Below are 24,700 nucleotides of genomic sequence, written 5' to 3'. Positions count from 1 at the left end.
GTTGACCGCTGTCAGACGCGAACTCCCTTGTGCCACACGGCCGATACGAGCGGGACGCCCGGCCGGTAGGCGAGGTGGACGTGCGAGGGCGCGTCCAGGAGGGCGAGGTCGGCGCGGGCGCCGGGGGTGATCCGGCCGACGTCCGTGCGGCGCAGTGCGCGGGCGCCGCCCGCGGTCGCCGCCCACACGGCCTCGTCGGGGGTCATTCCCATGTCGCGGACGGCCAGCGCGATGCAGAACGGCATCGAACTCGTGAAGGACGAGCCGGGGTTGCAGTCCGTGGACAGGGCGACGGTGGCGCCGGCATCCAGGAGCGGACGGGCGTCGGGCCACTGGGCGCGGGTGGAGAACTCGGCGCCCGGCAGCAGGGTGGCGACGGTGTCGGACTGCGCGAGGGCGTCGATGTCGGCCGCGCTGAGGTGGGTGCAGTGGTCGGCGGAGGCGGCGCCGAGCTCGACGGCGAGCTGGACGCCGGGCCCGTGGCCGAGCTGGTTGGCGTGCACCCGCGGCACCAGGCCCTTGGCCCGGCCCGCGGTGAGGACGGCGCGGGCCTGGTCGCCGTCGAAGGCGCCCTTCTCGCAGAAGACGTCGACCCAGCGGGCGTGCGGGGCGCAGGCGTCCAGCATCGGGCCGGTGACGAGGTCGACGTAGCCGGCCGGGTCGTCGGCGTAGTCGGGCGAGACGATGTGCGCGCCGAGGAAGGTGACCTCGTCGGTGTGCTCGGCGGCGATGCGCAGCGCGCGGGCCTCGTCGTCGACGGTGAGGCCGTAGCCGGACTTGGTCTCCTGGGTGGTGGTGCCCTGGCGGAGCGCCTCGGCGAGGTAGCGGGCGATGTTCGCGTGCAGGGCCTCGTCGGTGGCGGCGCGGGTGGCGGCGACGGTGGTGCGGATGCCGCCGGCGGAGTAAGGGCGGCCGGACATCCGGGCGTTGAACTCCGCGGTACGGTCACCGGCGAAGACCAGGTGGGAGTGGGAGTCGACAAAGCCGGGGATGGCTGCCCGGCCGCCGGCGTCGACGGCGTTGTCAGTGGCGGATGCTTTGCTGGAGGTACCGACCCAGGCGATGCGGTCGCCGTCGATGACGACCGCCGCGTCCTGGATCAGACCGAGGGGGCCTTCGCCGAGGGAGGGGTCGTTGGTGACGAGCTGGGCGATGTGGGTGATGGCGGTGGTGGGCGCGGAGGTCGTCGTCATCGCGGGGGTGTTCTCCTTCAGCCGCGTACGGCGGCGATGGATGCTGCGAGGGCGGTGGGTACATCGGGGACAAGAGTGTGCACACCGTCCCGGACGATCTGCCGCCCGCCGACGATGGTGTGTCGTACGTCCGCCGCGGAGGCGGCGAATACGGCCGTCTCGGCGGCCAGCCGGGGCAGTGGTCCGGCGGTGCGTACGGAGTCCAGTGCGATCGTGGTGAGGTCGGCGAGCGACCCGGCTTCGAGGGTTCCGGCGTCGTCCCAGCCCAGGGCGGCGTGACCGTCGGCGGTCGCGGCGCGCAGCAGGGCGGCGGCCGTCCAGTGCCCGCGGGTGCGGGTGCGCAGCCGCTCGTCGAGCTCCATGGCGCGGGCCTCTTCGAGCAGGTCGATGACGGCATGGCTGTCGCTGCCGAGGGAGAGCGGGCTGCCGCGGCCCTGGAGCCGGGCGGCCGGGCCGATGCCGTCGGCGAGGTCGCGTTCGGTGGTGGGGCACATGCACACGCCCGTGTGGGAACCGCCGAGGAGCGCGATGTCCTCGTCGGTGAGGTGGGTGGCGTGCACTGCGGTGGTGCGGGGGCCCAACGCACCGTGGTCGGCCAGCAGTTGGGTGGGGGTGACGCCGTGCGCGTCGCGGCAGGCGTCGTTCTCGGCGGTCTGCTCCGAGAGGTGGACGTGCAGGGGGGCCTGCCGTTCGCGGGCCCAGTCCGCGACGGTGCCGAGCTGCCCGGCGGGGACGGCGCGTACGGAGTGGATGGCGGCGCCGATGCGGGCGTGCGGGCGCTCCTTGAGTGCGTCGGCGCGCTGGGCCCAGCGGTCGGCGGTGCCGTCGGAGAAGCGCAGCTGGTGGTGGTTGGGCGCGGCGCCGAAGCCGGCCGAGAGGTAGGCGGTGTCGAGGAGGGTGATGCGGATACCGGCATCGGCTGCGGCGGCGAGCAGCGCCTCGCCCATGGCGTTGGGGTCGCTGTAGCGGGTGCCGCCGGGCGCGTGGTGCAGGTAGTGGAATTCGCCGACGCAGGTGATACCCGCCAGCGCCATCTCGGCGTAGACGGCGCAGGCGAGGGCGTAATAGGTGTCGGGGGTCAGCCGGTCGGCGACGCTGTACATGATCTCGCGCCAGGTCCAGAAGGTGCCGGTGCCGACCTGGACGGTGCCGCGCAAGGCGCGGTGGAAGGCGTGCGAGTGGGCGTTGGCGAGTCCGGGGAGGGTCAGGCCGCGCAGCGCGGTGGCGCCGGGCGGCGGGGTGTCCGCCCCGGTACGGACGGCGGTGATCCGCCCGTCCGCGGTGTCCACGGCCACGCCCGGCTCGACATGGGTGCCGAGCCAGGCGTGTTCGAGCCAGTACGTAGTCGTTGCCTGCGGCGTCAGTGGCACGCCAGCCCCTCCAGTACGTCGGCGAGTGCGGTGACCCCGGCGACGCAGTCGTCCTCGTCGGCCGCCTCGGCGGGTGAGTGCGAGACGCCGGTGGGGTTGCGGACGAACAGCATCGCGGTGGGGACGGTTCCGGACAAAATACCGGCGTCGTGCCCGGCGCCGGTGCCCAGCACGGGCACGGCCCGCTCCCCCGTCTTGCCGAGGATCGCGCTCAGCTCGTCCCGCAGGGCGTGCTGGAACTCCACGACGGGGGTGAAGGATTCCCGGACGACGGTCAGGTCCACCCCGTCGCGGGCGGCGCGCTCGGCGGCGGCCCGCTCGATCCCGGTGATCACCGTGTCGAGGGTCTCCTGGTCGGCGGCGCGGGAGTCCAGCCAGCCGCGGACCAGCGAGGGGATGGCGTTGACGCCGTTCGGCTCCACGCTGATCTTCCCGAAGGTGGCCAGGGCCCCGGCCAGCCGGGCCTGTTCGCGGGCGGCGAGCACGGTCGCGGCATAGCTGAGCATCGGGTCGCGGCGGTCGTCGAGACGGGTGGTGCCGGCGTGGTTGGCCTCGCCGTGGAAGTCGAACCGCCAGCGGCCGTGCGGCCAGATGGCGGACGCGATGCCGACCGGGTCACCGGACAGGTCCAGGGCGCGGCCCTGCTCGACGTGGAGTTCGACGAACGCGCCGATCCGGGCGAGCCGTTCGGGGTCCGGGCCGATGGCCTCGGGGTCGTATCCGGCGCGCTCCATGGCCTGCGGGAGGGTGATGCCGTCGCCGTCGCGCAGCCGGCGCGCGGCCTCGGCGGTCAGCGCACCGGCGGCGAGCCGGGAGCCGACGCAGGCCAGGCCGAAGCGGGCGCCTTCCTCGTCGCCGAAGTTGACGATCGCCAGCGGCTTGCCGAACTCCGCTCCCCTCCGGCGCAGTTCGTCCAGCGCGGCGAAGGAGGAGACGACACCCAGCGGGCCGTCGTAGGCGCCGCCGTCCGGTACGGAGTCCAGGTGGGAGCCGGTGACGACGGCGTCGCCGGGGGCCACGTCCTGGTAGCCGGTGGCGCCGAGCCAGGCCCACTGGTTGCCGTTGCGGTCCAGTTCGTAGCTGAGGCCACGGGCCTCGGCCTGGGCCCGGAACCACGCGCGGCAGTCGGCGTCGGCGCCGGTCCAGGCGTAGCGGCGGTAGCCCCCGGAGGAGGAGTCGCGGCCCAGGGGCCGCAGCTCCTCCCACATCTCGTGGAACGAGGAGGTCACGCGCCCTCGCCTTCGCCCTCGCGCATCGGGATGCGGACACCGCGCTCGGCGGCCACCTCGTCGGCGCGCTCGTAGCCCGCGTCGACATGCCGGATGACGCCCATGCCGGGGTCGTTGGTGAGCACCCGGCGGATCTTCTCGCCGGCCAGCGGGGTGCCGTCGGCGACGGTGACCTGCCCGGCGTGGATCGAGCGGCCCATGCCGACGCCGCCGCCGTGGTGCAGCGAGACCCAGGAGGCGCCGGAGGCGACGTTGACCATGGCGTTGAGGAGCGGCCAGTCGGCGATCGCGTCCGAGCCGTCCTTCATGGCCTCGGTCTCGCGGTAGGGCGAGGCGACGGAGCCGCAGTCGAGGTGATCGCGGCCGATGGCCAGCGGGGCGCGCAGGGTGCCGTCGGCGACCATCTCGTTGAAGCGCTCACCGGCCTTGTCGCGCTCGCCGTAGCCGAGCCAGCAGATCCGGGCGGGCAGGCCCTGGAAGTGGACCCGCTCACCGGCCATCTTGATCCAGCGGGCCAGCGACTCGTTCTCCGGGAAGAGGTCCAGGATCGCCTTGTCGGTGGCGGCGATGTCACGGGCGTCGCCGGACAGCGCGGCCCAGCGGAACGGGCCCTTGCCCTCGGCGAACAGTGGCCGGATGTAGGCGGGGACGAAGCCGGGGAAGGCGAAGGCCCGCTCGTATCCGGCGAGTTGGGCCTCGCCGCGGATCGAGTTGCCGTAGTCGAAGACCTCGGCGCCGGCGTCCATGAAGCCGACCATGGCCTCGACGTGCCGGGCCATCGACTCGCGCGCCCGCTGGGTGAAGTCGGCGGGCTTCTCCGCCGCGTAGGCGGCCATGTCATCGAAGTCGATGCCGACCGGAAGGTAGGCCAGCGGGTCGTGGGCGCTGGTCTGGTCGGTGACGATGTCGATCGGGGCGCCCTCGGCGAGCATCTGCGGCAGCAGCTCGGCGGCGTTGCCGAGCAGACCGATGGAGAGCGGTTTGCGCTGGTCACGGGCCTCGACGGCGAGTTCGAGGGCGTGCTTGAGGCTGTTCGCCTTCACGTCCAGGTAGCGGTGCTCGATCCGGCGCTCGATCGCGCGCGGGTCGACGTCGATGCAGATGGCGACGCCGTCGTTCATGGTGACGGCGAGCGGCTGGGCGCCGCCCATGCCGCCGAGCCCGGCGGTGAGGGTGATGGTCCCGGCCAGCGTGCCGTGGAACTTCTTGGCGGCGACGGCGGCGAAGGTCTCGTAGGTGCCCTGGAGGATGCCCTGGGTGCCGATGTAGATCCACGAACCGGCGGTCATCTGCCCGTACATGGTCAGGCCGAGGGCCTCCAGGCGGCGGAACTCCTCCCAGTTGGCCCAGTCGCCGACGAGGTTGGAGTTGGCGATGAGCACCCGCGGGGCCCATTCGTGCGTCTGCATCACGCCGACCGGCCGGCCGGACTGGACGAGCATCGTCTCGTCCTGCTTGAGCGTGGTGAGCGTGCGCACCATCGCGTCGAAGGAGCGCCAGTCACGTGCGGCCTTGCCGGTGCCGCCGTAGACGACGAGCTTGTCCGGGTGTTCGGCCACCTCCGGATCGAGGTTGTTCTGAAGCATGCGCAGCGCGGCTTCCTGCTGCCATCCCCGAGCACTCAGCTCCGTACCGCGCGGTGCCCGCACGGGTCGCGGTCCCGACATGGGCCGTGCCTCCCTGACGTCGAATGGATTGAGCTATTCACATATTGAGGTTGATGAATAGCGCTAGTCAACAGGGCACGGTGAGCCACTCGCGGCGAGCCGCGCGAACCGGCCGACCCCTGCGGCAATTTTTGACTTGCCCACCGGGAAAGTCTGCGCTAACTTTCCTAGTGGGCAAGTCAACGGGGAAAGCGCGACCGCCTTGGGGAGGCGATGACCATGACCACGACCGTGGATGCCGAAAAGGCCTGGCAGGATCTACAGCGGATCCGGGTGCCGCAGGAGCGGGTGTACGACGAAATCGAGAGAACCGCCCAGGGCGACACCGGGGCGACGTACACCACCGCCGCCATCATGTGGATGTTCCTCGCCGTCTCCGGCCTGGATCTGCCCAGGTGGGCGTTCTGGCTGGCGCTGACCGCCTATATCGCCGTGCTGGGCACCCTGGCGGTGGTCTACAACCGCCGCACACGGATCCGGCTGCACCGCTCGCGCCACAGCTGGCGGTCGTTCGCGACCTTCTTCGCGGGCATGGTGGTGACCCTCGTGGCCATCCTGCTCTCCGGCCGTCTGGTCGAGTGGCTGGCGCTGCCGTTCGGCAGCCTGATCCAGGCCACCCTCTCGGCGGCCACCTTCCTGCTCTTCGTCGGCCCGGCGAACCGCTGGGCGGTCAGCACGCTCCGCGACCGGGCCGGCAGAGCCACCCACGAGAAGGCGGTCCGATGAGCACCCCGAGCGGCTTCGACGAACTGATCCACCCCTCCACCCGGCTGTCCGTGGTGGCGCTGCTCGCCGCCACGGAATGGGCCGACTTTCCCTTCATCCGCGACAGCCTCTCGCTCAGCGACTCCGCGCTCTCCAAGCAGCTGCACACCCTGGAAGAGGCCGGATATCTGGAGATCCGCAAGGAAGGCGGCGGCCGCAAACGCCGCACCAAGGTACGGCTGACGAGCCGCGGCCGGACCGCCTTCGAGGGGCATGTGGCCGCGCTCCGGGCCATCGTCGAGGGCGCGGGGCCCGCCGCGGCGGCCGGACCGGCGCCGGAGGCCGCCGGCGCGACGGCTCCAGTCACCCAGCAACGGCAACACCACGCGAAGGCGGGCCGATGACGACGACCGACCACCAGCCCGTAGGCCAGGCCATGACGGCTCCGGCACCCACGGGCTCCCCCGCCGGCCAACCCATCATCCGGGTACGCGACTTGCGGATGTCGTACGGCGGCGCACACGTCCTGCACGGCATCGATCTGGACATCCATCGCGGCGAGATCTTCGCGCTGCTCGGCCCCAACGGCGCCGGAAAGACCACCACCGTCGAGATCCTGGAGGGCTTCCGGCAGCGCTCCGCCGGCGAGGTCGCCGTCCTGGGCACGGACCCGGCGCGCGGCGACGACTCCTGGCGCGCGCGGATCGGCCTGGTCCTCCAGTCCTGGCGCGACCACCGCCGCTGGCAGGTCGCCGAGCTGCTGACGCACTTCGCCACGTACTACCCGCGGCCGCGCGACCCGGCCGAACTCCTCGCCCTGGTGGGCCTCACCGAGCAGGCCCGCCAGCAGGTCGACCGGCTCTCCGGCGGTCAGCGCCGCCGTCTGGACGTCGCACTCGCCATCGTCGGCCGCCCCGAACTCCTCTTCCTGGACGAGCCGACGACCGGCTTCGACCCCGAGGCCCGGCGCGACTTCCACGATCTGGTCGAACGGCTCGCCCGCGACGAGGGCGTCACGATCCTGCTCACCACGCACGATCTGGCCGAGGCCGAGCGACTGGCCGACCGGATAGCGATGCTGGTCAACGGCCGGATCCGGGCCTACGGCACCCCGTCGGAACTGGCCCGCAGGGCCGCCGCCCAGGCCGAGGTCCGCTGGACGGCACCCGACGGTACGGCCCGGCGCGAACGTACCGAGGACCCGTCCCAGCTGGTCTGGGAACTCCACCGGGAGACGGGGGGACCGGTCGCCGACCTGGAGGTCAGGCGGCCGACGCTGGAGGACACCTATCTGCACATGGTCCACCGGGACGCCGGGGACGGCGCCGGCACGGGGACCACGGACGCGAGCGAGGCCGGGGCCTCGGACGGGGAGAAGCGAGCCGCATGAGGGGGACCGACGTGACAGCCGGGACGGAAACGACAGCGACGACGGACACGACCGAGGGGGCCGACACCACGCGGACCACACCCCCGGCGGGCACCACGGCACCGGTCCGCACGACCGCGGCGGCGCCCCGGGAGGCCGCCGCCCCCCACCCCCGCCGCCGCTACTGGCGCGCCGGCGTCCTGCGCGGCGGCATCGAGCTGCGCCATCTCCTGCGCAACCCCAAGGAGTTGAGCGGCCATCTGGTCAATGTCGTCGTGGCCCTGATGCTCGCCGGCTACATCAGCGACAAGGTGCCCGGCACCCAGATCCCGATGGCCCATCTGACGCTCTCGGGCTTCGCCGCCTATCTGCTGCTCCAGATCGGGCTGGTCAACCTCCCGCAGATCCTGGTGACCGAGCGCGAGGAGGGCGCACTGCTGCGGCTGCGTGCCACCCCTGGGGGTATACCGGCCTATCTCGTCGCCAAGTCGCTGCTGGTGGTAGCGATGGCGTTCGGCACGCTGGTCCTGCTGCTGGGGACGGCCGCGCTGCTGGTGGACGGGCCACTGCCGCACGGGCCGGGAGGCTGGCTGACGCTGCTGTGGGTCAGTGCGCTCGGTCTGCTCGCCGTCGTGCCGCTGGGAGCGGCCATCGGCGCCGTACTCCCGAACCCGCGGGAGGCGCTTGCCCTGATCATGCTGCCCGTCATGGCGCTGCTGATCACCTCCGGCGCGATGTTCCCGCTCAGCTCGCTGCCCGAGATGGTCCAGAAGATCGCCTCCGTCTTCCCGCTCAAGTGGATGGCGCAGGGCCTGCGCTCGGCCCTCCTGCCGGACGCCGCCCGCGCCGCGGAACCAGCCGGCTCCTGGGAACTCCCGACCGTGGCCCTGATACTCACCGCCTGGGCCGTCCTCGGCTTCCTCCTCGCCATCCCCCTCCTCCGCCGCGCCGCCCGCCGCGAATCCGGCTCCCGCCTCGCCGAACGCCACCGCAAGGCGTCACTGAGCGGGGGACGAGGGGTCTGAGAACGGGGAGGGGGCAAGGGCGCCGGCGCCTGGCCGGGCGGCCTGGGCGGCGCGGGGACCGTCTGCACAGGGGACAGACGGTCCCAGCGGCGGCTTGGCCGGCAGAGCGGGGGGGGTGGCCGGCGGAGGCCCGAGCCGCCCCGGGACGAACCCCGCCACCGGGGCTGCTCCGACCCCGGAGCCGGCGTCGGAGCAGCCCACGACCGGGCCCCGGAGGTGGCCTGACCAGTGCCTTCTCCCCCGCCCGTACCATGCCCCGGTGTGCGTTGGCGTCGTACCCCCAGCCAATGATGGAGTTGTGTCATGACGTTCACGGACCGAGACCGAGCCGTAGAGGCAGCCGTTGCGCGGGGGCTGGTGGGAGCCGGGGAGCCCGTGGTCGGGCTGCTGGATATTGCCGGGATCCGGCGTTCGGCGGGTGAACTCCGCGCGGCGTTCGAGGAGTTCACCGCTCCGGGCACCCCGGTCCTGCACGCCTTCGCGGTGAAGGCCGCCTCGCTGGTGCCCGTACTGAAGCTGCTCGCTCAGGAGGGGCTCGGCTGCGAGGTGGCCAGTCCCGGTGAGCTGGCACTGGCCCGCGCCGCCGGGGTGCCGGTCGCGCGGACCGTCCTGGACTCGCCCGCCAAGACCCTCGCCGAGCTGCGTGAGGCGCTGGCCCTCGGGATCGCCGTCAATGCCGACAACCCCGAGGAACTGGCGCGGATCGACGCGCTGATGGCCTCCGCACCGACCTCCGCGCCCATCGGCCTGCGGGTCAATCCGCAGATCGGCGGCGGCACCATCGGTGCGATGAGCACCGCCACCGACACCTCCAAGTTCGGTGTCGCGCTGCGCGACGAGGGCGCCCGCGAGTGGGTCGTCAACGCCTTCCTCGCCCGCCCGTGGCTGACCCGGCTGCACGCCCATGTCGGCTCCCAGGGCATGGCGCTGGAGCTGATGGCCGCGGGCGTACGGGCCCTGTTCCTGCTGGCCGAGGAGATCAACGAGAAGGCCGGCCGGCACCAGATCGACACCCTCGACATCGGCGGCGGGCTGCCGGTGAACTTCTCCTCGGACGCCCAGACCCCGACCTACCGCGAGTACGCCGCGCTGCTCCACGCGGCCGTGCCCGGTTTGCTGTCCGGACGCTACGGCCTCGTCACCGAGTTCGGCCGCTCACTGCTGGCCAAGCACGGCACGGTCCTCGCCCGCGTCGAGTACGCGAAGTCGGCCGGCGGCCGGCCGATCGCGGTCACCCACGCCGGCGCCCAGGTCGCCACCCGTACGGTCTTCGTCCCCGAGGCCTGGCCGATCCGGGTCGCCGGGTACGACGCCGAAGGGCGCCCCAAGACGGGCGCTCCGGTCGGCCAGGACATCGCGGGGCCGTGCTGCTTCGCGGGTGACCTGGTCGCCGAGAACCGGCCGCTCCCGCTCCTGGAGGCCGGCGACCATGCCGCGCTCCTGGACACCGGCGCGTACTACTTCTCCACCCACTTCGCCTACAACTCCCTCCCGCGCCCCGGGATTTACGGCTACGCCCCGGACTCCGACGGCGCCATCCGCTTCGCGACCATCCGCACCCCGCAGACCCTGGAGGAACTCACCGCGGAGAGCGGCTCGGCCCACGCGGCGGCCCTCCGCGACCTCGGCCGGCCGTAACCGAGCCGCCGGCCGGTGGCGGGGAAGGCCGGGAGCCACGGCCAAGGGCCGCAGCCGAGACCGGGAACCGAGGGCCGGGCCTGGAGCGCACTCGGCAGCGTCCTGGCGCAGGAACAGCACTCACCTCCCACGGGACGCCACCGGAACGGGTGAGGTCCGCCCCATCCCCGCACCTCACTCCACGAACAACCCCCGGGCCGCCGCCCTGGCGTCGAACTGTTCCAGGCGGGCCTGGGCGTCGGGCAGGGCGTCGCACATCGCCTCCAGGAGGACGCGGCCCAGGAGCATGGGGGCGCAGGCCGTGTCGAAGGCCAGGCCGGTGCCGACGGGGGCCGGGAGGAGGAGGTCGGTGTGGTGGGCGACGGGGGCGAAGGCGCTGTCGGCGACGGTGACGACGGTCAGACCGGCCGTGCGGGCGTACTCCAGCGCGTCGACGACCTCACGGGGGTGGCGGGGCAGGGCGAAGCAGAGCAGGGCGCTCGCCCCGGCGCGTACGGCGGCGTCGATGCGGTCGGTGAGCATGGTGCCGCCCTCGTCGAGCAGCCGGACGTCGGGGTGGACCTTGCGGGCGAAGTAGCTGAAGCCGGCGGCCTGGGCGGTGGCCGCGCGCAGGCCGAGGACGGGGAGCGGACGGGAGGCGGCGAAGAGACGGCCGGCCTCGATCACCGGAGACGGGTCGGCGAGGGCGGCGGCGAGATGGCGGAGGTTGTCGATCTCGGCCTGCACGGCCTGCTGGTACTCGTTGTAGGAGCCGGTGTCGTCGGGCTTGTCCGTGGGGGCGACCTCGCGCAGATGGCGGCGGAGCGCCGGGTAGCCGTCGAAGCCGAGGGCGACGGCGAAGCGGGTGACGGACGGCTGGCTGACACCGGCCAGTTCGGCCAGTTCGACGCTGGAGAGGAAGGGCGCGTCGGCGGCCCGGCGCACCATGCAGTGGGCGATCCGGCGCTGGGTGGGGGTCAGCCGGTGGCCCTCGAAGAGCTTCTGGAGCCGGGCGGCGGTGCCGGTGTCCATACCGGAATCCGCACCGGCATTCACGCCAGGGGCCGCACCGGCGTCCCGCCCGGCGTCCGCACCGGTCTCCGCCTCGGTGTCCCGTCCGGGGCCCGCACCGGCATCGCGTCCGGCGTCCGCACCCACCTTCCTCCCGGCGCCCGAGTCCAAGCCCGCGCCCGAGCCCGCGCCCGCACCGGCCTCCCGCCCGGTGTCCGCGCCCGCGGCGGCCCGCGCGCCCTGCGTCGTACCGGCCCGGTCCCGCGACCCGTCGCCGGTCACGCCGCCGGTGCCGCCGGTGCCGCCGCCGTTGTCCCCGTCCCCGCTCATCGCCTCTTCTTCCCGGCCCGGTCGGGGGCCTTGTCCTGTGTCGACCGACTGTACGGAATTCCTGGCCCGCTCCGGTCCCGGGGACGCCACACCATCCGGCCGTACGGGGCCGCCCCGGTCACCGGCGCCCGCCGCCGCACGGCCCCACCGCCCACCTCCCTCACACCCCCGCCATCTCGTCCAGCAACCCGATCGCCACCGCCACATCATCAGTCAGCGGACGGTCCTCCATCCGTGGGTCGAGGGCCTTCGCGGCGAGCGAGAAGGCGGTGGCGAGGGGCAGGCCCGGGTCGGGTTCCAGGGAGCGCATGCGCAAGGCGCGGATGGCGGCGACCAGTTCGCAGGCGAGGATCTGGCGGTAGTAGGTGCAGGCACGCAGGGCCTGGCGGGCGCCGAGGGAGGCGAAACTGGCCTGTTCCTCGACGCCGCGGGACAGGACGGCGTGGCCGAGCGAGGCCGGGTGGGAGACCGCGCGCATCTCGCCGAGCGCCGCGCCGGCCGCGTATTCGAGGATCATCACGCCCGAGCTGGCGGGCGCCGCGTCACCCAGGAACGGCCGCAACCGGGTGAGGTCGGGTTCGGAGAGCGCGGCGAGCCGGGCGGTGGACAGCCGGGCGGTCTGGAGCACGGCCAGCCGGAAGGTGTCCAGGGCGAGCGCGGCATGCGCGGCGTAGAAGTTGCCGTGGTGGTAGGCGGCCTGGTCCTCGATGCTGATCAGGGGGTTCTCGGCGGCGGCGTTCACCTCGACGGTCAGTACCCCGTCCAAAGTGTCGGCGGCGTCCAGCGCCGGGCCGTGGATCTGCGGCAGGCAGCGGAAGCCGTACGGGTCCTGGATGCGGCCGAGGGGCGCGGTGGGGCGGGTCGGGATGCCGGAGAGGGTGCGCAGCCGGGCGGCGGCGGCCGTGGAGCCGGGGTGCGGCCGGGCGAGCATGACCGGCTCGGCGAAGGGTTCGTAGGAGCCGCCGACCGCGAGGAGGGAGAGCGCGGCGATCGGGAGCGAGGCGGCCAGCACCCGGCGCAGTTCGTCGAGGGCCAGCGCGGACTGGCCGAGGGTGAGGGCGTTGCTGCTGATCAGGGCGAGGGCGTCGTTGTTGTCGAGGGCGATGGGGGCGGGGGCCCGGCCGCCGGGCGGGCACTGCCAGGGGTGTTCGCCGGCCAGGGCGAGGCCGGTCTGGGCGAGCGCGGCCAGGTCGCCGGTGCCGACGGCGCCGTGTTCGTTGACGACGGGGTGGGCGCCGGTGTCCAGGGCGTCGAGGAGCGCGGTGATGACGGCGGGGTTCAGGCCCGCGCCGCCCGCCAGCAGCTGGTTGGCGCGTACCGCGAGCATGGCCCGGACCTCGCGGGCGGGCAGCGGGTCGCCGATCGCACCGGCGTGGCTGCGCAGCAGCCGCAGTCCGTGGTCGGCGTCGGCGGCTCCGACGTCCTGGGTGCGGTTGGCGCCGACGCCGGTGCTGCGCCCGTAGACCCGGCCGGTTGCGGCGAGGCGGCGGGCGGTTTCCCAGGATTCTCCGGCGCGGGCGAGCGCCTTGGGGTCGGGCGCCGTGGGGTGTGCGGTGCGCTCGGCGAGGGCGGCGATGTCGGTGGTGCGCAGCGTGCTGCCGTCGAGCGTGATGCGTCGGACGCTGTCCAGCATGTGGGAAACCAAGGGGCTCAACTCCCTCTTTTAACGCGCTTTATGAACGGAAGTCCGACACCTCGTTCCGTACGGTGAGCCGAAGTAAAAGGCGGGGTAACAGGCGATGCACTCCCGCCTATTGACTTCTATTCACGTGCCTAAGACTCTGCATGATGCTATGCAGGCCGGGCAAGGGGCAGCGGATGATCAAGTTCGACGCAGTCAGCAAGCGATACCCGAATGGCACCACCGCCGTGGACGAGCTGTCCCTGGACCTGCCCGAGGGCGGTGTCACCGTCCTCGTCGGCTCGTCGGGATGCGGCAAGACGACCACCCTGCGAATGGTCAACCGCATGGTCGAACCGACATCCGGCACGATCAGCGTCGGCGGCCGCGACATCCTGGAGGCGGACGCCGCCGAGCTGCGCCGCGGCATCGGCTACGTCATCCAGCAGTCCGGTCTCTTCCCTCACCGTACGATCCTGGACAACATCGCGACCGTTCCGCTGCTGCTGGGCTGGGGCAGGCGCAAGGCCCGCGCCCGCGCCGCCGAGCTGCTGGAGCTGGTCGGCCTGCCCGCCGACACCGGCAAGCGCTATCCGCACCAGCTCTCCGGCGGCCAGCAGCAGCGCGTCGGCGTGGCCCGTGCGCTCGCCGCCGACCCGCCCGTCCTCTTGATGGACGAGCCGTTCGGCGCGGTCGACCCGGTCGTCCGCACCCAGCTCCAGAACGAGCTGCTGCGGCTCCAGGAGGAGCTGCGCAAGACCGTCGTCTTCGTCACCCACGACATCGACGAGGCGGTCCGGCTGGGCGACCGGATCGCGGTCTTCCGCACCGGCGGCCGGCTCGTCCAGTGCGCCGCACCCGCCGAGCTGCTGGCCCGTCCGGCCGATGCCTTCGTCGCCGACTTCCTGGGCGCCGAGCGCGGTCTCAAGCTGCTCTCGCTCACCGACCTCGCGGACGTGCCGTACGCGCCCGGCGGGGCGATACGCGCGGACGAGCCGGTCGGCGGGATATCCCGCGACGGCGACCGCTGGCGCCTGGTGACCTCCCCGCGCGGCGAACCGCTGGGCTGGCTGGACACCGACGCGCTGCCCGCCGCCGGCACGGCCGGCGAGGCCCCCCTGGAGGCCGTACGGCCGCTGCGCGACAGCGACTCGCTCCTCTCCGCGCTCAACGAGGCCGTCTCCTCCCCCGCCGCCGCGGTCGCCCGGGTCACCGCCGACGGGGTCCTGACCGGCCTCACCTCCCGCGACGCCATCCACGAACGGGCCGGCCGCAGCCACGCGGAGGCGGGCCGGGCGGCGGCGGCCGCAACGCCGCGCACCTCCGGGGACACCGAGGACGCCGAGGACGCCGCACCCCGCAAGACCGCCTCCGCCCCGGAGCCGTCCGCATGACCATCGAGTGGGGCTGGTTCCCCGACCACGCCGACGAGATGGCCGAGCTCACCGCGGACCATCTCGCCACCGCCGTCCCCGCGGTCCTCCTCGGACTGCTGATCGCGCTGCCGCTGGCGGTCCTCGCGCACCGGGTACGGCCGCTGCGCGGCTTCATCCTCGGCGCGTCCAACATCCTCTACACCATCCCGTCCCTGGCCTTCTTCGTCCTGCTGCTGCCGGTCACCGGTCTGACCCGCACCACCGCGATCGTCGGTCTGACCGCGTACACCCTGGTCGTGCTGGTGCGGAACACCGTCGAGGGTCTGGACGCGGTCCCGGCCAGGGCCCGCGAGGCATCCCGGGCGATGGGGACCCGGCCGCTGCGCACCCTGCTCACCGTCGAGCTGCCGCTCGCCCTCCCGGTGATCATGGCGGGCGTACGGGTCGCCACCGTCATGTCGATCTCCCTGGTCAGCGTGGCCAGTTACATCGGCTACGGCGGCCTCGGTCAGCTCTTCACCGACGGCTTCCAGCGCAACTACCCCACCCCGGTCATCGCCGGTGTGGCCCTGACCCTGCTGCTCGCCCTGGTCGCCGACGCGCTGCTGGTGACCGTCCAGTGGCTGTGCACCCCCTGGCGGCGCGGCACCACCTCCCGGCAGCGCACCTCTCTGTGGCGGAAGGCAGCGTGACGCGCCGATGCTCGAACTCCTGAAGAACCTCGCCGCCTGGCTGACCAGCCCGTCCCAGTGGTCCGGCCCCGAGGGCATCGCCACCCGCGTCCTGGAGCACCTGGAGTACTCGCTCCTCGCCACCCTCGCCGCGGCCGTGATCGCGCTGCCGGTCGGCCTGCTCATCGGGCACACCGGCCGCGGCGCCTTCCTCGCCGTCAACCTCTCCTCCTTCGGCCGGGCGCTGCCCACCGTCGGCCTGGTCACCCTGGTGTTCCTGGCGGGCGGGCTGAGTGTCTGGCCGGTGTATGTGTCGCTGGTCGCGCTCGCCGTGCCCGTGATCATCACCAATACCTACGCGGGCATGGCCGCCGTCGACCCCGAGGTCAAGGACGCCGCCAAGGGCGTGGGGCTGCGCGGCCGCCAGGTCCTCTGGCAGGTCGAACTCCCGCTCGCGCTCCCGCTGATCATGACCGGTGTACGGCTGGCGACCGTGCAGGTCGTCGCCACCGCCACCATCGCCGCCTACGTCAGCTTCGGCGGGCTGGGCCGCTATGTCTTCGACGGCCTGGCGCAGCGCGACCTGGTGCAGGTCCTCGGGGGTGCGGTCCTGGTGGCCGTGCTCGCCGTCGTCGCCGACCTGGCGCTGGGCGGCCTGACGCGGCTGCTGTTCCGCGGCCGCCCGGCCGCCGCCCGCTGAGCATCCGCCGCCCCCGCCCCCTCCGTACGTCCCGAGGAGTCCTGCCCATGAACCGTCGTACCGTCCTGACCACGCTCCTCGCCGGCGCCTCGGCCCCGCTGCTGGCCGCCTGCTCCTCCGGCATCACGTCCCTCAAGGGGGACGGCGTCGGCGGCGACAGCGGCAGCAGCAGCGGCGGACTGACCATCGGCACCGCCAACTTCACCGAGAACCAGATCCTCGGCTACCTCTACGCGGGCGTGCTGAACGCCGCCGGGGTCAAGACCACCGTCAAGCCCAACCTCGGCTCCCGCGAGATCGTGGTCCCCGCACTGCGCTCCGGCGATATCGATCTGCTCCCCGAATACCAGGGCAGCCTGCTGCTCTACCTCGACAAGAAGGCCACCGAGACCGAGGCCGGCGCGATGCAGAACGCGCTGGCCACCGTGTTGCCGAACGGCCTCGAAGTCCTCCCGTACGCCGCCGCCGAGGACCGCGACAGCTTCGCCGTCACCCGGGAGACCGCCGACCACTACGGACTGAGGACGCTCGCCGATCTGCGCAAGGTCAACGGCAAGCTGGTCTTCGGCGCCGCCGCCGAGATGAAGAAGCGGGTCGTCGGGCTCGTCGGTCTCAAGGAGCAGTACGGCGTGGAATTCAAGGAGTTCAAGGCGCTGGACTCGTCCGGTCCGCTGGTCAAGGGCGCTCTGAAGAAGGGCGACATCGATATCGCCAATGTCTTCACCACCGATGTCGACACCGCGGAGAACGGCTGGGTGCTGCTCCAGGACCCCAAGCACCTCATCCCCGCCCAGCACATCGTCCCGCTGATCGCCGCCCGTAAGGCCGACTCGAAGGTCCGCAAGGCGCTGGCCCGTCTGGGCAACACGCTCACCACCGCCGACCTCACCGAGCTCAACCGCCTCGTCGACAAGGAGAAGCAGGACCCGGACCGGGTGGCCGAGGCGTGGCTCAAGAAGCGGAAGCTGAGCTGACCCCGTCGCCGCCGTAGCGCAGCGGAAGGCCGAACAGCGGGAACAGCCGCTCGGTGTCCAGGAAGGACTGGAGTGCGGTGACCCGGCCGCCCGCCGTCTCGATCACCTGGATCGCCCAGGGCAGACCGTCCGCGCGGTACTGCCCGAACGCCGGCCGGCCGTTCGCCCGGACCGGCACCAGATGCGACCCCGCACAGCCCTCGCCCGGCCCGCGCAGCCACTTCAGGATGTCGGCGCGGCCGTGCAGCCACAGGGCGTACGGCGGCATGGACAGCGTGGAGTCCTCGTGCAGCACGGCGGTGAGCGCGTCCATGTCGAACCGCTCGAAGGCGTCCACATAGCGCCGCAGCAGCGCCTGCTGGGCGTCGTCCAACGGCGGCGGCGCGGCGTCGGCGGCGTGGTCCCCGGACGCGGCGAGGGTCGCACGGGCCCGCTGCAGCGCGCTGTTGACCGAGGCGACCGAGCTGCCCAGCAGCTCCGCGACCTCGCTCGCCGACCAGCTGAGCACCTCCCGCAGGATCAGCACCGCCCGCTGCCGGGGCGCCAGCCGCTGGAGCGCGGAGATGAAGGCGAGCCGGATCGACTCCCGGGCGACGGCGGTCTCCGCCGGGTCCCCGGCGGACGCCAGCACCCGCTGGTCCGGGACGGGCCCGATCCACGTCGCCTCGGGCAGCCCGGTGCCGATCGGGCTGTCCACGCTCGACGGGGAGGCGAGATCCATCGGCCGGGCCCGGCGCCGGCTGCCCTTGAGCAGGTCCAGGCAGACATTCGTGGCGATCCGGTAGAGCCAGGACCGCAGCGAGGCCCGCCCCTCGAACCGGTCGTAGCTCCGCCAGGCCCGCACCATCGTCTCCTGCACGGCGTCCTCGGCCTCGAACGCCGACCCCAGCATCCGGTAGCAGTAGCCGGTCAGTTCGGTACGGTGCGCCTCCAGCCGGTCCACCGGCTCCCCCTGCGGCGCGCCCCGCCCGGCACCCTCCGCCGCCGCGACGCCGTCGCCCGCCGCGGCTTCGCTCACCGCCGCGGCTTCACTCGTCGAGGACCGCTTCATCGAGGACCCGCCCATCCGCCCGTCGGCCGACCACCGGTACACACGCCCCGACCGTACCGGAGCGTCCGGCACCAGTCTGCGCCCCGGCCCGGCACCGTGCAGCCGGAGAACGGGCGCGGAGGCGGGCACAGAAGGGCCGGGACGCGTCACCCCGGCCCGTCGCCGCTGCGGTCCGCCCGGCCGGTCACCGCAGGACGCGGAACGGGCGCCCGCCCCGCACTCTCACCCCCGCCCCGGCTCCGCCGCCGACCCCCGTTCCGAGAGGCGGGGAGCGCACAGGATGCGCTTGCGGCGGACGCGGCGGCCCTCGATGGCGGCGACGGCGAGGCGGGCGGCCTCCTTGGCGATCTCGGCCAGGCCCCAGTCGACGGTGGTCAGCGGCGGGGTGAGGACCCGGGAGACGGGGTGGTCGTCGAAGCCGACGACGGAGAGGTCGCGGCCGACGGTGAGGGAGGCCTCGGCGGCGGCCGCGTAGACGCCGTAGGCGATGGAGTCGGAGAAGCAGAAGACGGCGGTGGGCGGGGCGAACGCACCGGCCGGGCGGCGGCCGTCCGGGCTGTTGGCCAGCACGCGGCGGGCCATCGCGGTCGCCGCGTCCAACTCCTGGGGGCAGGGCAGGACTTCGGCCTCGATACCGAGACGGTCGGCGGCCTCGCGGACATAGACGTCGGCGGGGCGGTCGGGGGTGGAGGGGCCGGTGGGGGTCAGTACGGTGACCCGGCGGTGGCCCAGCCCGCGGAGGTAGTCGAGGACGGCGTCGATGCCCGCCCGGTTGTCGAAGAGGACCTCGCCCGCCGTACGGGCCCGGCTCAGCGCGTCACCGATGGAGACCACCGGCACCGCGTCGGCGATCTTCGACCAGCCCTCGGCGGAGGGATCGACGGGCGAGACCAGCAGACCGTCCACCCGCTGGTCGCGCAGCTGCTTGGCGAGGGCCAGCTCGCGCTCGGGGTCGCCGCCCGCGTCGAGGATCAGCGCATAGCGGTCACCGGCCAGCAGCTCGCGCCCTATGGCCGCCATCAGCTGCTGCTGCCACAGGTCCTGAAGGTCGCCGGCGAGCACCCCGACGGTGCTCGTACGGCCGCTGGCGAGCGCGCGGGCGATCGGGTCGGCCTCGTAGCCGAGCTCGGCGGCGGCCCTGCGCACCCGCTCCTCGGTCTCCTTGGAGACATGCTTGCCGCGCAGCGCGTAGGAGACGGCGGCGGTGGAGAGTCCGGTGGCCTCGGCCACCTCACGGAGGGTGGTGCGCTTATTGGGCCTGGCCATGTCCGGAAGCCTACCGAAGCAGGGCGCCGCACCCGGCCCCGATGCGGTCTTCCCGGTGGGGTGCACGGGCCGGCGGCTCGGGCGCGGCCTTGACAGCGGAATCTGTTAACCGTTTCACTTAAGCGCGTAAGTTAATCGGTTAAGTGAAACGGTTCAGGGGTGGGACCGGCGGGCCGTCCCGCGTGCGCCGTCCGCCCGCCCGACGGTCCGTCCGACCGCGCCGTCCCGGAGGGAGGCCCGTGGCCACCGACGTCCACCAGCACATCTGGCCGCCCGAGTTCCTCGCCCTGCTGCGGTCCCGCACCGCGCCGCCCCGGCTCGACGGCTGGACACTGCATCTGCCCGGTGAGCCGCCGTACGTCGTCGATGCCGCCGACCACGACATCGCGGCCCGCGCCCGGCTCGCCCGCACCGACGGCCTGGACCTCGCCCTGGTCTCGCTCTCCAGCCCGCTCGGCATCGAATATCTGCCGCCCACGGAGGCCGCCCCGCTGCTCAGCGCGTTCCACGACGGCGCGCTGGACCTGCCCGCCCCCTTCGGCGTCTGGGCCTCGGCCTGCCTCTCCGCACCCGAGCCGGACGCCGCGGCGCTGCGGCGCGAGCTGGCGCGCGGCTGCGTGGGCCTCCAGCTCCCCGCCACCGCGCTCCTCGACGCCGCAGGCTGGGACCGCTGCGCACCGCTGCTGGACGTCGTCGCCGAGCAGGACAAACCGCTGTTCGTGCACCCCGGCGCGGCCCCGGCCGCCGAGCCCACCGCGCCCGCCTGGTGGCCCGCCCTGGTCCCGTACGTCCAGCAGCTGCACGCCTCCTGGTTCGCCTTCCGCGCCTTCGGCCGGCCGCGCCACCCGGATCTGCGGGTCTGCTTCGCCGCGCTGGCCGGCCTGGCGCCGCTGCACGGGGAGCGGCTGGTCGCCCGCGGCGGCGGCCGGGACCGCGGCCGGGTCGACTGCCGCGCCTTCTACGAGACCTCCTCCTACGGAACCCGCGCGGTGGACGCCCTCGTACGGGCCGTCGGCATCGACGTGGTGGTCAGCGGCAGCGACCGCCCGTACGCCGCCCCCGTCCTCCCCGACCTGGGCGCGGACGCCGCCGTCCACGCCCTGCGCCATGCCAACCCGGCCCGCCTGCTGGGCCCGACGAAAGGAGCCCGCCCATGACGGACACCGCCTCCCAGGCCGACACCGCCCGTGAGGTCCCCGACGGCGAGCAGCCGTTCACCGCACTGCCCGAGCGCAACCTCGACAAACGCGAGCTCCAGGCCCTGGTCGACGAGCTGGCCGCGCGCCCGGAGCTGTGGCGCGAGGAGGTGGCCTTCTCCGACACCGAGCGGCACTACGCCTCGCTGCACCGCGACGAGTTCGTGGACGTCTGGCTGCTGTGCTGGACCCGGCAGAACGACACCGGCTGGCACGACCACGACCTCTCCTCGGGGGCGGTGCATGTCGTCCAGGGCGTCCTGACCGAGTCCAACCCGCGGATCGGCGGCGAGCATCTGGCCACCGCGGTCGGCGCGGGCTCCTCGTTCTGTTTCGGGCCGGACCACATCCACCGCCTCACCGGCGCGACCGACGACGCGGTGTCGGTGCACGCCTACTCGCCCCCGCTGTGGCGCCTGGGCCAGTACGACATCACCGAGGACGGGCTGATGCGGCGGGTGTCGGTCTCGTACGCCGATGAGCTGCGGCCGATGGACGCGACGGCGGCCTGAGCCGGCCGGCCGGAGCCGCCGTTACCAGTAATTAACCGCGGCATTCGATCCCGCCTATTGACCTTCCATTCATCGGCATCGATCCTGCATGAATCCATACAGGCGGCGACCCGAGGCGGATTCATGGCAGGTGTGGTCGAACAGCGCTCCATCGACGTCGTCCCCGACGACGAACGGCACGGCAGCGCGGTCAGCCAGTTCACCCTCTGGCTGGGCGCCAACCTCCAGATCACCGCCGTCATCACCGGCGCCCTGGCCGTCGTCTTCGGGGCGAACGCCTTCTGGTCGCTCATCGGGCTGCTGCTCGGCAACCTCCTGGGCGGGGCGGTGATGGCCCTGCACTCGGCGCAGGGGCCCCGACTGGGACTGCCGCAGATGATCACCTCCCGGGCGCAGTTCGGGGTGCGCGGGGCGGTGGTCCCGCTGGCGCTGGTCATCGTGATGTACATCGGCTTCTTCGCCAGCGGCAGCGTGCTGGCCGGGCAGGCGGTCGGCGAGCTGACCCACCTCGGCGAGACCCCGGGGATCGTGCTCTTCGCCGCGGTCACCGCCGTCGCCGCGGCCGTCGGCTACCGCCTCATCCACACCCTCGGCAAGATCGCCGGCCTGGTCTGCGCGCTGGCCTTCGTCTACCTCGGCATCCGGCTGGTGGAGCGCGCCGACCTCGGCGCGCTCCTCGCCGACCACCGCTTCGGGCTGCCGGTCTTCCTTCTCGCCGTCTCCCTCTCGGCCTCGTGGCAGCTGGCGTTCGGCCCGTACGTCGCCGACTACTCGCGCTACCTCCCGCGGCACACCTCGGCGCGCGCCACGTTCTGGTGGACGCTGTCCGGTTCGGTGCTCGGCTCGCAGTGGTCGATGACGTTCGGCGCGCTGGCGGCCGCCGCGGCGCCGGCCGCGTTCGTGGGCCACGAGGTCGGCTACATCGTGGGTCTGGGCGGCGCCGGACTGATCGCCTCGTTCCTCTACTTCGTCATCGCCCTCGGCAAGCTCACCATCAACGTCCTCAACACCTACGGCGGCTTCATGTCGCTGGTCACCAGCGTCAGCGGCTTCCGCGGACAGCGCACCCTGTCGCCCCGCGGCCGCTCCGCGTACATCGCCGGGATCATGGTGGCCGGCACCGCCGTCGCGCTCCTGGGCAAGGACTCCTTCCTGACGTCCTTCAAGGACTTCCTGCTCTTCCTGCTGACGTTCTTCACGCCCTGGTCGGCGATCAACCTCGTCGACTACTACCTGATCTCCAAGGAGCGCTACGACATCCCGGCGCTCAGCGACCCGGCCGGCCGCTACGGTGCCTGGAACGTACGGGCCCTGACGGTCTATGTCCTCGGGGTGCTCGCCCAACTCCCGTTCCTGGCCACGCACTTCTACACCGGCCCGCTGGTGGCACCGCTCGGCGGCGCCGACATCTCCTGGCTCGTCGGACTCGCCGTACCGGCCGTTCTGTACTGGCTCGCCGCCCGTCGCGACACCGCGCGCACGGTGGCGCCCGGCCCGCACCAGGAGGAGCCCTCCCCCGCCGGATCGGGGGGTTAACCCCAGGGCGCCGCCCGCCGGCGGCCCGTAATCTCGGCAGCATGGCGACACACGACCCCGATCTGCGGAAAGAACTCGACGCGACCCTCCAGACGCGCAAGGAGCTGGGCCCGGAGTACGAGTCGGAGCTGCTGGAGTCCTTCCTGGAGAAGCTGGACGCGAACGTCGACCGGCGGGTGCGGCGGCAGCTCGCCGAGCAGCAGATCCAGGTGGCGCGCGGCACCCTGCCGCCCCGCAGCGCCGGCCACGGCCGGGAGTTCTGGGAACGGTTCGGGGTCGCCGCCTTCTCGCTGGTGCTGGCCATCCCGCTGTCCACGGTCGCGGCGGTGCACACCGGACTGCCGGGCCTGCTGGTGACCTGGGCCGGCATCGTCGGCGTCAACGCCGTGCACGGCGTGGTCCGGTGGCCTGCGCCGCGGGCGCGCACCGACCGTCGCGACGGCGCGGACTGACGCTCCGGGGAGCGGGCCGGGGAGATGTTGCGGGGACCGCCGCACCCCGGCCGGGGCCGGGGGCGGGACGACGGCGGTCCCCGCAGAGGACGCGCGTCCGGGTCAGGGCCGGCCGTCGCGTCCGGGCGGCGAGAGTGGAGGTCCGGGAGCCGCTCCGGAGGTCCGTATCGCCGTACCCCTTCAATGTGCCCGACGCGTGTTAAGCGCGTGCTGCGAGCACATGACGCATACGTACACCTTGCGGCTGCGGCCCGTTTCCTGACGGCCACTTGACGCCGTGACGGGTACCCGGGACCGTCCGCGGCCGGGATGCCCGGCGGTGCGATGAGCCACGGCCGGGGGTCCCGGCGCCCGCCGCGGGGGACGGCCGCCGGGACCCGCTGCTACTTGCCGGCCTCGCGCGCCAGATAGGCCAGCAGGTCCTGCCGGCTCACCACGCCCTTCGGCTTGCCCTCGACGAGGACGATCGCGGCGTCCGCCGTCTCCAGCACCGCCATCAGATCGGCGACCGGCTCACCCGAGCCGACCTGCGGCAGCGGCGGGCACATGTGCTTCTCCAGCGGATCGCTCAGCGAGGCGCGCTGGGTGAACAGCGCGTCCAGCAGCTCGCGCTCGACGACCGAGCCGACGACCTCGGCGGCCATCACATCGGGGTGACCGGCGCCCGGCTTCACGATCGGCATCTGCGAGACGCCGTACTCGCGCAGCACCTCGATCGCCTCGCCGACGGTCTCCTCCGGGTGCATGTGCACCAGCGAGGGCAGCGCGCCCTCCTTGTGCTGGAGCACCTCACCGACGCGGGCGGCGGCGCCGCCCTCCTCCAGGAAGCCGTAGTCGGCCATCCACTCATCGTTGAAGATCTTGGAAAGGTAGCCGCGGCCGCTGTCCGGCAGCAGCACGACGACCACGTCGTCCGGGCCGAGCTTCGCGGCGACCTCCAGCGCGCCCACCACGGCCATCCCGCAGGAGCCGCCGACCAGCAGGCCCTCCTCCTTGGCCAGCCGCCGGGTCATCTGGAAGGCGTCCTTGTCCGAGACCGCGACGATCTCGTCCGCGACCGTGCGGTCGTAGGCGGTCGGCCAGAAGTCCTCGCCGACACCCTCGATCAGATACGGGCGCCCGGAGCCGCCGCTGTAGACCGAGCCCTCCGGGTCGGCGCCGATGACCTTGACCCGGCCCTCGCTGGCGTCCTTGAGATAGCGGCCGGTGCCGCTGATCGTGCCGCCGGTGCCGACACCCGCCACGAAGTGGGTGATCCGCCCCTCGGTCTGCGCCCACAGCTCGGGACCGGTGGTCTCGTAGTGGGAGCGCGGATTGTTCGGGTTGCTGTACTGGTCGGGCTTCCAGGCGCCCGGCGTCTCACGGACCAGCCGGTCCGAAACGTTGTAGTACGAGTCCGGGTGCTCGGGGTCCACGGCGGTCGGGCAGACCACCACCTCCGCACCGTAGGCACGCAGCACATTGATCTTGTCCGTGGACACCTTGTCCGGGCAGACGAAGATGCACTTGTAGCCCTTCTGCTGGGCGACGATCGCCAGGCCCACACCGGTGTTGCCGGAGGTGGGCTCGACGATGGTGCCGCCGGGCTTCAGCTCACCCGACTGCTCGGCGGCCTCGATCATCCGCACGGCGATCCGGTCCTTGACCGACCCGCCGGGGTTGAAGTACTCGACCTTCGCCAGGACGGTGGCCTGGATTCCTCGGGTGACGTTGTTGAGCCGCACGAGCGGGGTGTTGCCGACGAGCTCAATCATCGAATCGTAAAACTGCACGGTGGTCTCCGCGGTCGGGGGCACGCTCTCCTGCGCCGGTGCGGCCAGCCTATTGCC

At 73.0% G+C, this 24,700-nt stretch carries 22 protein-coding genes; 13 read left to right on the top strand and 9 right to left on the bottom strand.

What is annotated here, in order from left to right; genetic code table 11:
• Positions 1-11: 11 nt before the first annotated feature.
• The 4 genes from hutI to hutU are packed head-to-tail and all read right to left on the bottom strand — an operon-like array spanning position 12 to position 5,459.
• A complete protein-coding gene (gene hutI, locus TU31_RS20090) occupies positions 12-1,193 on the bottom strand; it encodes an imidazolonepropionase (RefSeq protein ID WP_042156475.1) in 1,182 nt (393 codons plus the stop codon).
• A 17-nt stretch (positions 1,194-1,210) separates the two neighbouring features.
• Positions 1,211-2,563: a formimidoylglutamate deiminase gene (locus TU31_RS20085; RefSeq protein WP_042156473.1), complete on the bottom strand. Its 1,353-nt coding sequence runs from the start codon at positions 2,561-2,563 to the stop codon at positions 1,211-1,213.
• Positions 2,554-3,771, bottom strand: coding sequence for an allantoate amidohydrolase (locus TU31_RS20080; RefSeq protein ID WP_245698620.1), 1,218 nt, complete (start codon positions 3,769-3,771; stop codon positions 2,554-2,556). Before TU31_RS20080 ends, TU31_RS20085 begins: the two co-directional genes overlap by 10 nt.
• Before the next feature lie 17 nt (positions 3,772-3,788).
• Positions 3,789-5,459 carry a urocanate hydratase gene (hutU, locus tag TU31_RS20075; RefSeq protein WP_042156469.1) on the bottom strand — a complete coding sequence of 557 codons (1,671 nt, stop codon included), beginning with the start codon at positions 5,457-5,459 and terminating at the stop codon, positions 3,789-3,791.
• A gap of 219 nt (positions 5,460-5,678) precedes the next feature.
• On the opposite strand from hutU, the gene TU31_RS20070 reads away from it, so the two are divergent.
• The 5 genes from TU31_RS20070 to TU31_RS20050 all read left to right on the top strand — a co-directional run bounded on the left by TU31_RS20070 (position 5,679) and on the right by TU31_RS20050 (position 10,196).
• Positions 5,679-6,185, top strand: a complete 507-nt coding sequence (locus TU31_RS20070; RefSeq protein ID WP_245698612.1) for a hypothetical protein — start codon at positions 5,679-5,681, stop codon at positions 6,183-6,185.
• Entirely contained in the window at positions 6,182-6,568 is a 387-nt protein-coding gene (locus tag TU31_RS20065) for a transcriptional regulator (RefSeq protein ID WP_042156468.1), read from the top strand. The genes TU31_RS20070 and TU31_RS20065 overlap by 4 nt, the downstream gene beginning before the upstream one ends.
• The gene (locus TU31_RS20060; RefSeq protein ID WP_078885874.1) at positions 6,565-7,554 is read left to right on the top strand and encodes an ABC transporter ATP-binding protein; all 990 of its coding nucleotides are present in this window, start codon (positions 6,565-6,567) and stop codon (positions 7,552-7,554) included. Before TU31_RS20065 ends, TU31_RS20060 begins: the two co-directional genes overlap by 4 nt.
• Before the next feature lie 11 nt (positions 7,555-7,565).
• On the top strand, positions 7,566-8,558 hold the full coding sequence (locus TU31_RS20055; protein ID WP_245698611.1) for an ABC transporter permease: 993 nt from the start codon (positions 7,566-7,568) through the stop codon (positions 8,556-8,558).
• A gap of 303 nt (positions 8,559-8,861) precedes the next feature.
• On the top strand, positions 8,862-10,196 hold the full coding sequence (locus TU31_RS20050; RefSeq protein WP_042156466.1) for a type III PLP-dependent enzyme domain-containing protein: 1,335 nt from the start codon (positions 8,862-8,864) through the stop codon (positions 10,194-10,196).
• A 174-nt stretch (positions 10,197-10,370) separates the two neighbouring features.
• On the opposite strand, the gene TU31_RS20045 is transcribed toward TU31_RS20050, so the two are convergent.
• Positions 10,371-11,516 carry a MurR/RpiR family transcriptional regulator gene (locus TU31_RS20045; protein ID WP_042156464.1) on the bottom strand — a complete coding sequence of 382 codons (1,146 nt, stop codon included), beginning with the start codon at positions 11,514-11,516 and terminating at the stop codon, positions 10,371-10,373.
• 160 nt (positions 11,517-11,676) lie between these two features.
• Positions 11,677-13,149 carry an aromatic amino acid ammonia-lyase gene (locus TU31_RS20040; RefSeq protein WP_042156462.1) on the bottom strand — a complete coding sequence of 491 codons (1,473 nt, stop codon included), beginning with the start codon at positions 13,147-13,149 and terminating at the stop codon, positions 11,677-11,679.
• Positions 13,150-13,334: 185 nt separating this feature from the next.
• On the opposite strand from TU31_RS20040, the gene TU31_RS20035 reads away from it, so the two are divergent.
• The 4 genes from TU31_RS20035 to TU31_RS20020 are packed head-to-tail and all read left to right on the top strand — an operon-like array spanning position 13,335 to position 16,858.
• Positions 13,335-14,531 carry an ABC transporter ATP-binding protein gene (locus TU31_RS20035; protein WP_042156460.1) on the top strand — a complete coding sequence of 399 codons (1,197 nt, stop codon included), beginning with the start codon at positions 13,335-13,337 and terminating at the stop codon, positions 14,529-14,531.
• Positions 14,528-15,205: an ABC transporter permease gene (locus TU31_RS20030; protein WP_042156458.1), complete on the top strand. Its 678-nt coding sequence runs from the start codon at positions 14,528-14,530 to the stop codon at positions 15,203-15,205. Before TU31_RS20035 ends, TU31_RS20030 begins: the two co-directional genes overlap by 4 nt.
• A gap of 7 nt (positions 15,206-15,212) precedes the next feature.
• Entirely contained in the window at positions 15,213-15,884 is a 672-nt protein-coding gene (locus TU31_RS20025; RefSeq protein ID WP_042156455.1) for an ABC transporter permease, read from the top strand.
• Positions 15,885-15,931: 47 nt separating this feature from the next.
• A complete protein-coding gene (locus TU31_RS20020; protein ID WP_042156453.1) occupies positions 15,932-16,858 on the top strand; it encodes an ABC transporter substrate-binding protein in 927 nt (308 codons plus the stop codon).
• Here TU31_RS20020 and TU31_RS20015 read toward each other — a convergent pair.
• Both TU31_RS20015 and TU31_RS20010 read right to left on the bottom strand, forming a co-directional pair.
• The gene (locus TU31_RS20015) at positions 16,836-17,876 is read right to left on the bottom strand and encodes a sigma-70 family RNA polymerase sigma factor (RefSeq protein WP_078885873.1); all 1,041 of its coding nucleotides are present in this window, start codon (positions 17,874-17,876) and stop codon (positions 16,836-16,838) included. The two genes, TU31_RS20020 and TU31_RS20015, sit on opposite strands and share 23 nt — an antisense overlap.
• Before the next feature lie 255 nt (positions 17,877-18,131).
• On the bottom strand, positions 18,132-19,175 hold the full coding sequence (locus TU31_RS20010) for a LacI family DNA-binding transcriptional regulator (RefSeq protein WP_042156451.1): 1,044 nt from the start codon (positions 19,173-19,175) through the stop codon (positions 18,132-18,134).
• A gap of 239 nt (positions 19,176-19,414) precedes the next feature.
• Between TU31_RS20010 and TU31_RS20005 the strand changes: the two genes are divergently transcribed.
• The 4 genes from TU31_RS20005 (at position 19,415) to TU31_RS19990 (ending at position 22,871) form a co-directional block, all read left to right on the top strand.
• Positions 19,415-20,332: an amidohydrolase family protein gene (locus tag TU31_RS20005; RefSeq protein WP_042156450.1), complete on the top strand. Its 918-nt coding sequence runs from the start codon at positions 19,415-19,417 to the stop codon at positions 20,330-20,332.
• Entirely contained in the window at positions 20,329-20,883 is a 555-nt protein-coding gene (locus TU31_RS20000) for a cysteine dioxygenase (RefSeq protein WP_042156448.1), read from the top strand. Before TU31_RS20005 ends, TU31_RS20000 begins: the two co-directional genes overlap by 4 nt.
• Before the next feature lie 123 nt (positions 20,884-21,006).
• Complete coding sequence (locus TU31_RS19995) at positions 21,007-22,419, top strand: purine-cytosine permease family protein (RefSeq protein ID WP_042156446.1); 1,413 nt, start codon at positions 21,007-21,009, stop codon at positions 22,417-22,419.
• 41 nt (positions 22,420-22,460) lie between these two features.
• Positions 22,461-22,871 (top strand): hypothetical protein, encoded by a 411-nt coding sequence (locus TU31_RS19990; RefSeq protein WP_042156444.1) that lies wholly within the window; start codon positions 22,461-22,463, stop codon positions 22,869-22,871.
• A 383-nt stretch (positions 22,872-23,254) separates the two neighbouring features.
• On the opposite strand, the gene TU31_RS19985 is transcribed toward TU31_RS19990, so the two are convergent.
• On the bottom strand, positions 23,255-24,643 hold the full coding sequence (locus TU31_RS19985) for a cystathionine beta-synthase (RefSeq protein WP_042156698.1): 1,389 nt from the start codon (positions 24,641-24,643) through the stop codon (positions 23,255-23,257).
• Between the last annotated feature and the right edge of the window lie 57 nt (positions 24,644-24,700).

It is taken from the genome of Streptomyces lydicamycinicus (assembly GCF_000829715.2).
In the GTDB taxonomy this organism is placed as follows: domain Bacteria; phylum Actinomycetota; class Actinomycetes; order Streptomycetales; family Streptomycetaceae; genus Streptomyces; species Streptomyces lydicamycinicus.
Note: the sequence above shows the minus strand (reverse complement) of the source record. Positions and strands in the feature narration are given on the sequence as shown.

Bases quoted from the DNA above. Each gene is read 5' to 3' on its own strand.
- hutI (WP_042156475.1), bottom strand. From the start codon at position 1,193: ATGACGACGACCTCCGCGCCCACCACCGCCATCACCCACATCGCCCAG.
- TU31_RS20080 (WP_245698620.1), bottom strand. From the start codon at position 3,771: ATGTGGGAGGAGCTGCGGCCCCTGGGCCGCGACTCCTCCTCCGGGGGC.
- hutU (WP_042156469.1), bottom strand. From the start codon at position 5,459: ATGTCGGGACCGCGACCCGTGCGGGCACCGCGCGGTACGGAGCTGAGT.
- TU31_RS20070 (WP_245698612.1), top strand. From the start codon at position 5,679: ATGACCACGACCGTGGATGCCGAAAAGGCCTGGCAGGATCTACAGCGG.
- TU31_RS20065 (WP_042156468.1), top strand. From the start codon at position 6,182: ATGAGCACCCCGAGCGGCTTCGACGAACTGATCCACCCCTCCACCCGG.
- TU31_RS20060 (WP_078885874.1), top strand. From the start codon at position 6,565: ATGACGACGACCGACCACCAGCCCGTAGGCCAGGCCATGACGGCTCCG.
- TU31_RS20050 (WP_042156466.1), top strand. From the start codon at position 8,862: ATGACGTTCACGGACCGAGACCGAGCCGTAGAGGCAGCCGTTGCGCGG.
- TU31_RS20045 (WP_042156464.1), bottom strand. From the start codon at position 11,516: ATGAGCGGGGACGGGGACAACGGCGGCGGCACCGGCGGCACCGGCGGC.
- TU31_RS20040 (WP_042156462.1), bottom strand. From the start codon at position 13,149: ATGCTGGACAGCGTCCGACGCATCACGCTCGACGGCAGCACGCTGCGC.
- TU31_RS20035 (WP_042156460.1), top strand. From the start codon at position 13,335: ATGATCAAGTTCGACGCAGTCAGCAAGCGATACCCGAATGGCACCACC.
- TU31_RS20030 (WP_042156458.1), top strand. From the start codon at position 14,528: ATGACCATCGAGTGGGGCTGGTTCCCCGACCACGCCGACGAGATGGCC.
- TU31_RS20025 (WP_042156455.1), top strand. From the start codon at position 15,213: ATGCTCGAACTCCTGAAGAACCTCGCCGCCTGGCTGACCAGCCCGTCC.
- TU31_RS20020 (WP_042156453.1), top strand. From the start codon at position 15,932: ATGAACCGTCGTACCGTCCTGACCACGCTCCTCGCCGGCGCCTCGGCC.
- TU31_RS20010 (WP_042156451.1), bottom strand. From the start codon at position 19,175: ATGGCCAGGCCCAATAAGCGCACCACCCTCCGTGAGGTGGCCGAGGCC.
- TU31_RS20000 (WP_042156448.1), top strand. From the start codon at position 20,329: ATGACGGACACCGCCTCCCAGGCCGACACCGCCCGTGAGGTCCCCGAC.
- TU31_RS19995 (WP_042156446.1), top strand. From the start codon at position 21,007: ATGGCAGGTGTGGTCGAACAGCGCTCCATCGACGTCGTCCCCGACGAC.
- TU31_RS19990 (WP_042156444.1), top strand. From the start codon at position 22,461: ATGGCGACACACGACCCCGATCTGCGGAAAGAACTCGACGCGACCCTC.